The organism is Candidatus Erwinia haradaeae (genome assembly GCF_900698995.1).
GTDB classification, from domain to species: domain Bacteria; phylum Pseudomonadota; class Gammaproteobacteria; order Enterobacterales; family Enterobacteriaceae; genus Erwinia_E; species Erwinia_E haradaeae_C.
In genome coordinates this window covers 206,630-220,542 of sequence record NZ_LR217735.1, presented here as the reverse complement: position 1 = coordinate 220,542, position 13,913 = coordinate 206,630, and the positions used below count along the sequence as shown (strand labels likewise).

The window sequence follows — 13,913 nt, the reverse complement described above, 5'->3', positions numbered from 1 at the left end:
TATTAATTAAGTACTGTTTAAAATATTCACGTTCTATATTACTGCATATCTACACCTTTAAAACCTATAATCACAGTAATATAATAATAATTAGAAATCTAGTAACGAGAAAAAGCCCGATTATTATTTATAATTTCAAATAACTGAGAGTGCAATAAATTATATATCTTTATATGTATATATATGTATATATATGTTAACCAGAAAATCTAAAATCTCCTAAGATATTCAATATTATCAAAGATAAATCAGACTTTATTGAACGATCTGGAATAATATAATCTGCCTAAATTTTTTTATGCTAAGAAAATGTTGCTAGTTGAATCCACTCCGTGTTCTTTTTTTAGCATAAAATAATTATATTTTGAAGAAATTATATACTTCTTAAATATTTCTTATAGAAAACTTCTGTTTATACTTTATATAAAACATATATTAAGAACATATAGAGCTTACCCCAAGATAGAATATGGATTCTATCTTGGGGTTTTTTTATTGATTATTTGTAGGATTTAGCATTAAATAATTACCCATTAACATCCAGTAGTCACTAATCTACCTTATTTCATTATATGACTAATTAAATCAAGCACTTTACTAGAATATCCTGTTTCATTATCATACCAAGATATTAGCTTGACGAAATTATCATTGAGTGACATACTCGCGCGAGAATCAAAAATAGAAGTCATTGTTTCACCATTAAAATCAGTAGATACTACCTGGTCTGAAGTAAAACCAATAATTCCTTTCATCTCACCTATAGATGCTAATTTTATTGTTTTGCATATATCCTCATAAGAGGCAGGTTTTTCTAAACGAGCAGTTAAGTCCACTACGGAAACATTAGGAGTTGCAACACGAAATGACATGCCTGTAATCTTACCACAAAGCTCAGGAATAACCCGACCCACTGCTTTTGCGGCACCAGTTGCAGCAGGTATAATATTCTGTATGGCACCGCGACCACTTCGCCAATCCTTAGAAGATACGCCATCAACAGTTTTTTGAGTTGCTGTAGTAGCGTGAATAGTTGTCATCAGAGCCTCTACAATACCAAACTGATCATGAATAACTTTAGCTAATGGAGCTAAACAATTGGTTGTACAAGACGAATTAGAAATAATATCCTGTCCTTTATAAGACTGATGATTGACTCCCATTACAAACATCGGAGTGGAATCTTTGGATGGTCCAGTTAACACAACTTTTTTTGCCCCAGCAGTAATATGTGGACGCGCAGTTTTATCTGTTAAAAAATGACCAGTAGATTCAACCACAACCGAAGCATTTACTGCTGCCCATGGTAAATTAATAGGATTTTTCTCTGAACTAACAAAAATAATTTTATCGTTAACAACAAGATTACCATCAGCGTTGACTTTAATTTTCCCATCAAATCTTCCATGAGTTGAATCATACTGAAGCATATAAGCCATATACTCTGCATTTAATAAATCATTAATAGCTACAATTTCTACATCAGATCGATTTGCAGCAGCACGAAAAATTACTCGACCAATGCGCCCAAAACCATTAATACCAACTTTGATAGTCATATATATCACCAAACGTATTATTTTTTTATATTAAGATATTAACTAGAACACTAATCATTATTATGTTTCTAGTTAATTATTATTATTCTTATAAAATTATATGCTCATGTATTAACCTTGTTACATGTTAGTAATTTAAACTTATAAAAGTTTACATTCAATAAATCAATAATAATCATTATTATCTCTGATCGCATTAAAAATATTAATCTATTTTAAAAAATAATAAGTTTTATTTTCTCCATAATTCAATTTTTACTCAAATAGTCACTACTGTCTTATATTTTACATGACCACTAACAGTTTGATATATTTGATAATTATATATTTCATAATTAATATATTAATTAAGATATTAAAATAATTTTTACCGCTTACGTTTACTAAAATATACTATCAAAATCTTTTAGAAATATATCTAAAATATAATCCTACTAAAAGGTTCTATTATTAATTAATAAATAGCACGTATTCATCCATAGCATACACGATGGTCAATTTTAAAAAAAAATCAAAAAGATTGTACTCTGAAGTAAAAATAATGCCTAAAATCTTGGGTTGCTTATATTCCATTTCTACTAAATCTTATTATTTTATATCCTAATCCAATAAAAACTTCTTATATTTAAAGGAAGTAATAAAAATATGAATTAAAATAAAAAAAATATAAAAACAATAACCAAGCTTAGATGATATAAATAATAACCCTTTGAATAGTCCAATGCAGGAATTAAAAAACCTTTCTATTATGATTTTTCTTGCTTTCCTTTAAAATCATACCTTATCATACAGTATGTATCAAATCATACATACACTTCTTTAGTTTATGAAATTAATATCCATGTATACTACATTATATATAGAACACTAATAATATTTTTATGTTATTATTATAATAATAGTCTAAAATTCTCAACATTTGTTATATATCACCGTTACTAACTTATTGTTAAAATCTATGGATAATGTTAAATTTATATAAAATTAAATATAATAGTTTTATTATTTACAAATTTATCTTACTCACTTTGCTTACAATAAAAACTTCTATAAAACAAGGTATACAGGTATATTATCTACTCTATAGTTGTATAATATGAACTGATTATAATATTACAAAAACTTATTTCAGCTTCTAGCCGCAATCAGAAGCGCACAATATATAACAAAAAAAAGATACATTACAATTTTATAGCATATAGTAGCTTTATTTTTGTAGAGTTCTCTTCAATAATAGGTACTTTTCTTTATGATCTATTATAATAGATATCATCATTACTAACCCAATAATATTGGTGGCTAATTTGATTATGAGATAAAATAAGCATGTATGATAACATATATGTAATAATACATGTGTTATCATACAAAGAAAAAATCTAGAATACTATTCATAAAAAATTACTTTATAAGTAAAATTTTTTATCTCTAATTAAAATTTACATAATGTTAACAAAAAATTTTCATAACATTAAATGATAAAATGAAAATAATTCAAGTTCTACAAACCATTTTCTCATGCCATTTATCGATAATTGGACTGAGCTCTGAATCCATTGGATATTCTAACTTATAAGCTTAAAATCTGCATCTGCTCTATTATGATTCAAGAGTAATAGTGTTTCATCATTTAATATTAAGACTTGTTGTAATGGCAATTTTTGTTACTGGTGCATAAGAGTGATTTATATAACGACCAGGTGCTAGCAAAATATTAGATGGATTAATAACCTTATTCTTATTTTGGCTTAGAGCGCAATCATTAGAGGTATTTTTTTTCTGGGCTGCAGTGCTAACAGCATTACTACTAACAGATTGATCATGTAAATCGTTCTTTATCGTATTTCTTGGCTCTATTTCTAACATTATTCTAGCATCAACGCTTATGCCTGGTTGAGATGCTTCAGTAAAACCATTTTTAGCGTTTTTTAAGACATCCGCGGCATATTCGTTTATCGAAGTAGAATCCAATTCACCTTCGAATATTAGCTTACTTTGTGCATTGATTGCTGCCATGTCACCAGAAGGCATATTACGATGATCTGATTTAGAAGTTTTAAGTGGTATAATTGGATGTAAAATCCAAATCTTACCCAATGCAAGCTCAGGTGATGCCATGGCATGCATTAACGGCATGGGTGAATGTCTTCCATCATATTCATCAAAGTAACGACGACGACGATAACTACTAAAACGCGAATTTCGCGTTGACCTGCGTGATCGACGAACGACAGCAAAATTACTTCTATTATCATTTTCAGATAAATCCAATACGGTTTTATTAAGCTCCACAATAGGAACTGTTGCAGATAAGTCAGGTTCTTTTGACGGAGCAATAGAATTAATAATTCTATCAGGACTTTTAAAATCTTTTTTTGTTTTTTTTAGTTCATGTAAGGCATGATGAGTTGATACTACTGAGGAGCTATCAGTTTGTTTTTCTATCTTATCAGTCACCGAGATAATCGGCTCAGCGCGTTGCTCATGTCGTTCTATTACAGAATGATCTAACTGTTTAGGATCTAAACGACGACGATAACGAGACTGTCTTGATTGAGTCTGTGCACTATTTTCAGACTCTTCTGAAGAAACCGGCTTATTATGATGAGACATCTGATTCGTATATCGACGATTTCGATAATCGCTGCGCATACCCCGAATATCACGTTCATTTCGATTTACACTATGATTACGATCATTGCATCGATTATTATTAGAATTAATATTTTTATTAGAATGGTCAACAAAATCATAATTTTGAACAGGATCCTGCGGATGACTGGTGGAAAGTGAAGATGGTTTGACAATCTTTTCAGAGGCTAAAACATGCTCTGATTGTTTATTCAGTCTCTCTGTTGAGCAAAATATTTTTTTGCATTCTGTTATAAGACGACTCACTAAGCTAGGTTGTCTGATAAAAGTATATCCAGATGTTTCAATAGCAACGTTAGACTCTCTTATTGAATTATTCAATCTATGCGATGTCAGCGAAGAACCTGGAATTACAACAGTAGTGATGGCTGGCGTCTCTGGACGTTTACGCTCAATCTGCGTAGAATCTATAAGAACCCCCATCTCATCTTCATGTAGTTTTGAAAGATGATAACTTAAAGTTTGTGTTTCTTCTCCGCTACGTACACGCAACACAGAATAATGAGGAGTCTGCATATTATCATTTGGGACGATAATTGCACGTACACCACCGGGACGCTTTTCAATGGCGCTTACAGCATCACGTTTTTCATTTAGTAAATATGAAGCAACTTGTACTGGAACAATAGCATGCACTTCTTTTGTGTTTTCTTTTAATACTTCCTCTTCTATTAATCGTAAGATGGATAATGACAATGACTCATTATCACGAATAGTCCCTGTACCGCTGCAGCGAGGACATACGTGATGGCTAGATTCACCAAGTGATGAACTCAGACGCTGACGTGACATTTCCAATAACCCAAAACGTGAAATATGACTCATTTGAATACGAGCGCGATCCTGCCGAACCTCTTCACGCAGTCGATGCTCTACGGCCCTTTGATGACGTACTGGTCCCATATCAATAAAATCAATTACAATTAACCCCCCAAGATCACGTAACCGTAGCTGACGAGCAATCTCATTTGCTGCTTCTAAGTTTGTATTGAATGCTGTTTCCTCAATATCCACACCACGAGTAGCCCGAGCAGAGTTGATATCTATAGCAGTCAGAGCTTCGGTACTGTCAATAACAATCGAACCGCCAGATGGTAGACGAACTTCACGTTGAAATGCTGATTCAATCTGTGACTCAATTTGGTAATGACTAAATAATGGAATTTCACCTGTATATAATTTAATCTTACTAGTGAAATCTGGGCGACCAAGCGCTGCGATATGCTGACGAGCTAAATCTAATACCTGCGGGTTATCTATTAAGATTTCACCAATATCTTGACGTAAATAATCACGGAAAGCGCGTACAATGACATTGCTCTCCTGATGAATTAGAAATGGTGCCGGCCGACTACCTGCTATCTTCTTAATTGCCTCCCAATGTTTAATCCGAAAACCCAGATCCCATTGTAATGCTTCAACAGATTTACCAACCCCAGCAGTACGCGCAATTAAACCCATACCATCTGGAAGCTTTAGTAAAGATAAAGTAGCCTTTAACTCAATTCTATCATCACCTTCAATCCGTCGAGAAATACCACCAGCACGAGGGTTATTAGGCATTAATACTAAATATGTTCCGGCTAAACTAATAAATGTAGTAAGGGCTGCTCCTTTATTACCACGTTCTTCTTTATCAATTTGTACAATGACTTCTTGTCCTTCACGTAAAACATCTTTAATATTAGGACGACCGCGAGTATTATCATTTTCTAAAAAATATTCACAAGAAATCTCTTTAATAGATAAAAAACCGTGTTTCTCTGCCCCATAATCAACAAATGCAGCTTCCAGACTAGGTTCAACGCGAGTAATCTTACCTTTATAGATATTAGCCTTTTTTTGTTCATATCCAGGGGTCTCAATATCTAGATCATATAGGCACTGTCCATCGACAAGTGCAACACGCAACTCTTCTTGCTGCGTGGCGTTTATCAGCATTCTTTTCATTATAACTTACTCATTATTATTACATGATTAATAAAACAACAGATAGTATCTTACTTTAAAGCAGGATACAGATAACCCAGTTTTATTTAACTATTAATCTGATGGATGTCGCCAGAGGAGGGGTTAATAATATTCAGTAACCTATTACATGATACATAGAGAAGTGAGCCTTAGACACAAACGCTCGAATAGCTTAACCAATCTTAAATACATCATCTATCTGTAATTTTTATATAATCTACCTGTAATCTCTGAATTCATCAATAAACTCATATTTTCTTAAGGACCATTATGTCTTGTAATACTGTTCTTAATATAAAACATCCCTTAAGTTTTCCAACAAATATGAATCGTTCGTATTTGATATTGATTCTATGTGATATGAATCTATATATCTTGTAGTTTATTAAAAAAAGTACTTTTCTACATAACATGTACATTCATACTATAGTATCTCAGTCACTTATATATCCATGATATAATATTTCTAAATAACCGATAAAAACAATCTTAATTTATCTAAACACAGTATTTATTAATTAATAAACTTATTAACCCAATCTATAACTGTTATACAATAAATCGCAGTCTATTTTGTCAGTATACTGCATCTTCTGATGAGCAAGAAATTATGCCTAGAACAATATAGCTCAAGCAACCTTTTAATATCTGAATAAATCCATAGATAAAAAACTAATAATCATAAGAAAAAATACTATGTCTACCTTAGATGGTATATACATTCATTAGGTTTTATTATATCTAATTTTCATATAATTTATATAATTTCTGTGTGATTTTGTATGTAGATATAATCTTTTATGTATTACCAACATCTAATTCATTCTTCATGAGGAGAAGCGCCTAAAACCTCAGATTCACTCAATACTTATATCAATCCTTTAAATCAAATTTATAGTATTAAAATCAATATCTTTATATAAAATTGTATTTCTAATGCAAGCCGATATTGATCGATCAATACTATTCGAGACTTATATTAAATATGGATGGGGGCATGTATTCTGTACAGTGTCATTACAGATCGAGGATCGAGCAAATCAAGGGGTTAAAATCTAAACACGAATACAAGAAGATTTTAATATTAAAATAAAGCGGCATCTTACTCAGATCAGTATATCATCTCTTAATATCTAATAAATTTCTTAAGCAATCTAAGATACTGAGAATAATAATGACTTCTATTTCAAACAAAATATATATTATATATAAGATATTATTAGCATATCTAATACTTATAATGTATTTCTTGCATTATATTTATGAGACCTTCTATAGTCATAAACGTAATTTAATATAAAAACATAACATCTATGTTTATAAAGACAATCACGATGTTAATGATAATACTTTATAATTCTATAACTTCTAATTAGATCATATCCAATTAATACTATACAGTACAGTGGCATATTTACTACAAATTCTCTCATCAAAATAGAAATCATTCAAAAATAACAATAAAAACAAACCCACTACTAAATTTATTATTATAATCTATTAATAATACTATTGATAATAATTTTTTAATCATGCAATTCTTATATCTACATAATGCAAAATTAAAAATAATTTTAAATTCATTAATCAAAATTTTTCTATTTTACCAGATATATAATCTCTTATTTAAATATCCTTGGAGCAAGAATATAGTTAAATGCTAAGCTAGCTACGAATAATAAATAAACTATAAGAAACAGCTCATAAAATTATTCACTCAACAGGAACACATACACTCTTTCTTGCTTCTAAAATATAAAGAAATAAGATTGTTATCTTATTCTTTTATAGAAATTTTACAATTAAAAAGCTCGTCTTAACATAAATTACAGCGCTATAAATTATATGTAATATCTAAAATTTTCTAAAAATTCACAAACTATCACTTATGATGCTCTAAACCAATGCACTTAAAGTAAAAAATCTTCCAGTTTTTTATTTTTTTCGTGTATAGCTATTCTAATAACTGCTGGAGTTCTACCTTGTCCAGTCCATGTTTTATGTTCTCCATTTTTATCAGTATAAAAATATTTTGCAGGACGCGCTAAACGTTTAGACTGAGCTGTCGATTTTATTTTAACCGATTTTATCAATAATTCATTAGGATCGATACCATCAGTTATGAGCATATCACGGTACTTCTGAAGTTTATGGTAACGCGCCTCTACTTCTGCCTGCGCTTTTCTTTCTTCTGTACGCCGTTCAGTTACTACAGTCTCAAATTTAATTAGCATCTCTTCGAGAATGTCTAAAGTACATTCTCTTGTTTGTGCACGTAATGTGCGAATATTATTCAGAATTTTAAGGGCCGCGCTCATAGTTTTAATTCTCTACATTATATTTATTGGGCTAGTACTATAATATAATAATAGTTATGCTTATCAAGAACTGCAATAGTTAATTTCTTAAATATATTTAAATCTAAAAAGTTAACGAAAGGTCAAATATTCTAAATAGATAAAAAATGAATGTATTCTATTTACAATAGCTCAAATACTTTAACCTAGTATGTAAAATCTAGTTGTAAAAATAAAAATCATTAATATGATTTTTATTGATAAGTCACAATCTAACATATCATAATCTACATAATGATTTGAACTATACCATCATATATCGGCGCTGTAATAAATACTTTATACTAAGTATAAAGCAGTAAAATATTACTTTATTATAAATAATACCTGTATCTTAATACAATCTTGAAATAATTTTATTAATAATTAAAATTATTATAGTTGATTAAAATAAAAATAAAAAAATTAAAAGAAAAATTCTTCCTTGTACTCTGTACAGAGATTCTCTATTTAAAATAGTGCCTAAAATTTTTATCTTATGTTATTTATTTCATATAAATAGAAGCACTATAGAAACAAAACTATTTCAAAATATATTTTGAGATTCTCTACGCAGCTTATAAGTTGAGTATATTACTCAACTTATTTTAAACTATTTATAAAGTAATATATAAAATATTCATCAGAATATAACATAAGTTTTTTTCTGTATAAATACTCACCGATATATTAAATGATAAATAATTTCTATGTTAAGTTCTTCAAAAATAAAAAATAAAAAAAATCTACAGGCAATAATTCAAGCCTGATATACGATTAATCATTACTTTATATTGGATAGTATTCATATCATTATACTAATATCACCTCTATAAACTAGGACATGATAATAATAATCATTATTATCATTAGACTAATTATACTAAAATCAATAAAATTTATAGTTAGTTTAACTAAAATAAAATCAATGCCATATAAAAATATGCAAAAAAATAATAAATATGCACCAAAATACATTCCTACAATTTTTATTATCTTCAATTTATTGAAGATAATAAATGCATAATGTTTAGTATAAAAACTGTATATATATTGATACTATAAAACTTATTAACTCATGCAGTGTTGATATCGCTTTCCTAATAAAATTGAGATAATAATTTTAGCATCTAAAGATTTTTTTGTAAAAATACTAAAAATGTTAATATATATTTTAAAATTTTATTTTAAAAGTTATCTGAATCTTTAATAAAAATTAAAAAACTAATATAAACTTAAGTACAATTTAAAGTCAAAGAAATATACATATATACTAGCTCAAACTATAGATATAAATCAACGATCATATCTTTACTTCTCGATTAAAATTTTTAAAAAATCTAACAAAATGCATTGGATAACTACATATAAATTTTATTTATATATTTACTGGATACGATAAACTGCTTGAATCAAGATAATATTTGGTTTTGGTAATATTGTGACTAGATTTCCTGTCTGAATAATTATTCTTAAATATATTCTCATTATTTAAAGTTTACAGAGCCTATAATTTTATCTATATAGTTAATTAAATACATTCTATATTAGAATTATTTACACAACATACTCTTCATTAATTATAAATTTCTAAAAATCTTTTGCATATAATGTATTTACAAATAATAAGATTATAATAAATATAAAATTAAATTTGTTATATAAATCAAATACAATTTACTATATTAGTAGCTTAATATTATAAACTATCAAGGCAAGTTTATGAAATCTTTATCTCATTTTAATAAATTCTTATACAGTATAAACTGTAATCTTAATATAAAATATATATATAAAAACCATAATGATGCTATTCCACTTCATAATTTTTATTATACCCAGGAGAAAAGCGAATGGCACAACTCTATTTTTATTATTCAGCAATGAATGCCGGAAAATCAACAGCATTATTACAATCCTCTTATAATTATAATGAAAGGGGCATGAGAACTTTAGTTTATACTGCAAAAATCGATAATCGTTTTCATGAAGCCAAGGTAAGCTCACGCATCGGAATCTCATCTTCTGCTATGTTATTTGATGTTAAAACGAAATTTTTTCAAGAAATTGAAATAGAAAAAGATTATAAAACAGTGCACTGTGTTTTGGTTGATGAAAGTCAATTTTTGATACGAAGACAGGTTAAAGACTTGTCTGAAGTTGTAGATAAATTAAAAATTCCGGTACTCTGTTATGGCCTGCGTACCGATTTCCGTGGTGAGTTATTTTCTGGTAGTCAATATCTATTGGCATGGTCAGATAAGTTGATTGAATTGAAAACAGTTTGTCACTGCGGAAGAAAAGCAGGGATGGTCTTACGTATTGATTCTATTGGAAAACCTGTTACTGCAGGAAACCAAATACAAATAGGAGGTAATGAAAAATATATATCTGTATGCCGAAAACATTACTTTGAAGCATTAAACATCGCTTCAAAGTAAGATTGATCAAAAACATAAGAAAAGTAAAAGAAAAAGCAATAAAACAGATCAAAATTTTATAAAAATGTAATATATTTATTACATTCAGTAAATAAATGGCGAAATGTTATGTTGATGATTGTAAAAAAGAACCATGATATAATAGTTAGAGAGAGTTCAAGATCTAAAATTTACTAGAAATATCTATTAAGAAATAGTTTGATTCTCCTTGCAATATTACAAGTATTTCAATTTTATTATTTATATCTATCCACAAAATATTATTATGATTAATCAAGATTATTAATAATTTCTATAACATTAATCACTAAAAAAATCGATGAGCTAAATAACGTTATATGAATTTCAAATATATTATCTCTAAAAAATAAATTTATTATTCTTTCTCTTAGGGTAGTATTAAGACATTATTAACATGAAAAATATTTGTAATATCATTCTATAATGCTTAATAACTTTATAATTAATAATCATTAAATATTTTTATGTATCTAATTATATCTAAATTATATAATAAATCACTATATTTATGATAGCAACTGACTTATGTACGCTTTAGGTTATTTAAAAACAGAAATATACTATATCTAATGCGTTAAAATAAAGTTATTATCTTTCCATGCTACTATGAATTAATATAACATGAGGAATTATATTAATTCATAAATGAAAAATAAATCATAAAGCTTAAATCATAAAGCTTGAAGAAAAACATTTAAAATTCCATTACTTAGCAATGTGTTGCTATCACGCTTTCGAAAAAAATTTAGAATCCAGGGCCTTTGCAAATAAAAATACTATTAACTTTTTAGTATTTTAAAATATAATTTTAGAACATCATAATAAATGTTATGTTTTAAAAATAATTCTTAAAAACTATAACTGTTATAAGGTAAAAAAAATTATGAACAAACAAGAAACACTCCACTTCCAGTCAGAAGTCAAGCAATTATTAAAATTAATGATACATTCCATGTACTCCAATAAAGAAATTTTTTTACGTGAGTTAATATCTAACGCTTCCGATGCTGCTGAAAAATTGCGCTTTAAAGCGTTATCGAACTCGGATCTGAATTGTAGTAACCTTCGTGTAAGGATAGAAGTTAACAAGGATAAACGAATTCTTATTATTAGTGATAACGGCATCGGAATGAGACGAGAGGAGGTTATTGAAAATTTAGGTACTATTGCAAAATCAGGTACTAAATCATTTATAGCATCACTTGGATCAGATAATGCCAAAAACAGTCAGTTAATTGGTCAGTTTGGTGTTGGTTTTTACTCTGCATTTATTGTAGCAGATAAAGTATCAGTTCGTACTCGTTCTGCCGAGTCCTCCGAAAATACAGGGGCATTATGGGAATCTTCCGGAGAGGGTGATTATACTATTTCTGATATTGAAAAAATTGATCAAGGCACTGAAATTATTCTTCATCTCCGTAAAGAAGAAGATATGTTCCTAGATGTATGGCATATTCGGAGCATTGTTAGTAAATATTCCGAACATATTTCTCTACCGGTAGAAATTCAAACCAGCCCTAAAGATGACGATGCTGTCATCTGGGAGCAAATTAATAAAGCTCAAGCGCTATGGACGCGCAATAAGTCTGATATAACAGATGAGGAATATAAAGAATTTTATAAACATTTATCTCATGACAATAGTGAACCTTTGATCTGGAGCCATAATAGAGTAGAAGGAAAACAAGAATACACCAGCCTTTTATATATACCAACTCAGGCTCCATGGGATATGTGGAATCGTGATCATAAACATGGTCTCAAGCTATATGTGCAGCGTGTATTTATTATGGATGATGCGGAACAGTTTATGCCAAATTATTTGCGCTTTATAAAAGGGATAATTGATTCTAATGATCTACCATTAAATATTTCGCGCGAAATCTTACAAAGTAATCATATTACACAAACCCTACGTCTAGCCTTAATTAAACGCTCTCTCCAAATGCTCAGCGCCATGGCAAAAAATCACAAAGAAAAATATCAAACATTTTGGCAACAATTTGGACGAGTTCTTAAAGAAGGACCGGCAGAAGATAGAAGTAATGTAACAAATATTTCTAAACTACTACGTTTTTCTTCCACTTGCTATCCAAGTTCAGCGCAAACTGTATCACTAGATGATTATATCAATCGAATGAAAAAAGAACAGGAAAAAATTTATTTTATCGCCGCCGATAGCCATCTTGCAGCAAAAAATAGCCCTTATCTTGAAATGTTCCATAAAAAATCCATTGAAGTTCTTCTACTTTCTGACCGAATTGATGAGTGGATGATGAGTCATCTTACTGAATTTGAAGGGAAAAAATTCCAATCAGTTAGCACGGCTGACTCTGAATTAAACAAATTAGCTGATATAACAAGTGAAGCCCAAAAACAAACCGAACAATCATTAGAACCATTTATTAATCGGGTAAAAAGCTTACTGGGTGATCGAGTTAAAGGTGTTAGTCTGACACACCGCTTATTTGATACGCCGGCAATCGTAACAACAGACGCAAATGATATATCTACTCAGATGGCAAAATTACTTTCCTCTACAGGTCAAGATGCTCCACCAGTAAAATATCTATTCGAGATGAACCCTGAACATGCATTAGTAAAACGAGCAGCTAAAACACAAAATGAAGCACATTTTGTAGAGTGGATTGAATTATTTTTAGCTCAGGCCTTGTTTGCTGCTACCGGCACACTCGAAGATCCAAATCAGTTTATCCAAAGAATTAATCGTATGCTTTTAAAATCCAGTCAATCAACAGAAAATGTAATTATTGTGAATAAATAGATACCAAATAGAAATAATTACTTGTATATAAAAGCATTTTACAACATAAGCACGCACTATATGTGAAGTGCGTGCTTATTATAAAAATAAATAAAAAAAAACTTTCAAATGCTTTAAAATATAAAAGATTACCACTAAAAAAATCTAA

Annotated in this window: 6 protein-coding genes; 3 read left to right on the top strand and 3 right to left on the bottom strand. The window is 29.1% G+C overall.

Translation table 11 applies throughout. The features are described from left to right. Positions 1-560 precede the first annotated feature (560 nt). Both gap and rne read right to left on the bottom strand, forming a co-directional pair. Positions 561-1,559 carry a type I glyceraldehyde-3-phosphate dehydrogenase gene (gene gap / locus ERCISPPA3004_RS00665; RefSeq protein ID WP_157990219.1) on the bottom strand — a complete coding sequence of 333 codons (999 nt, stop codon included), beginning with the start codon at positions 1,557-1,559 and terminating at the stop codon, positions 561-563. 1,626 nt (positions 1,560-3,185) lie between these two features. Continuing rightward, positions 3,186-6,161 (bottom strand): ribonuclease E, encoded by a 2,976-nt coding sequence (gene rne / locus ERCISPPA3004_RS00660; protein ID WP_157990218.1) that lies wholly within the window; start codon positions 6,159-6,161, stop codon positions 3,186-3,188. A 957-nt stretch (positions 6,162-7,118) separates the two neighbouring features. Between rne and ERCISPPA3004_RS03395 the strand changes: the two genes are divergently transcribed. Beyond that, entirely contained in the window at positions 7,119-7,241 is a 123-nt protein-coding gene (locus ERCISPPA3004_RS03395) for a hypothetical protein (RefSeq protein WP_269472392.1), read from the top strand. Positions 7,242-8,092: 851 nt separating this feature from the next. Here the strand turns inward: ERCISPPA3004_RS03395 and hns are convergent. Then, positions 8,093-8,500 carry a histone-like nucleoid-structuring protein H-NS gene (gene hns, locus ERCISPPA3004_RS00655; protein WP_157990217.1) on the bottom strand — a complete coding sequence of 136 codons (408 nt, stop codon included), beginning with the start codon at positions 8,498-8,500 and terminating at the stop codon, positions 8,093-8,095. 1,871 nt (positions 8,501-10,371) lie between these two features. Between hns and ERCISPPA3004_RS00650 the strand changes: the two genes are divergently transcribed. Next, positions 10,372-10,959, top strand: coding sequence for a thymidine kinase (locus ERCISPPA3004_RS00650; RefSeq protein WP_157990216.1), 588 nt, complete (start codon positions 10,372-10,374; stop codon positions 10,957-10,959). Positions 10,960-11,863: 904 nt separating this feature from the next. Beyond that, positions 11,864-13,765, top strand: coding sequence for a molecular chaperone HtpG (gene htpG, locus ERCISPPA3004_RS00645; RefSeq protein ID WP_157990215.1), 1,902 nt, complete (start codon positions 11,864-11,866; stop codon positions 13,763-13,765). The last annotated feature ends 148 nt before the right edge of the window (positions 13,766-13,913 follow it).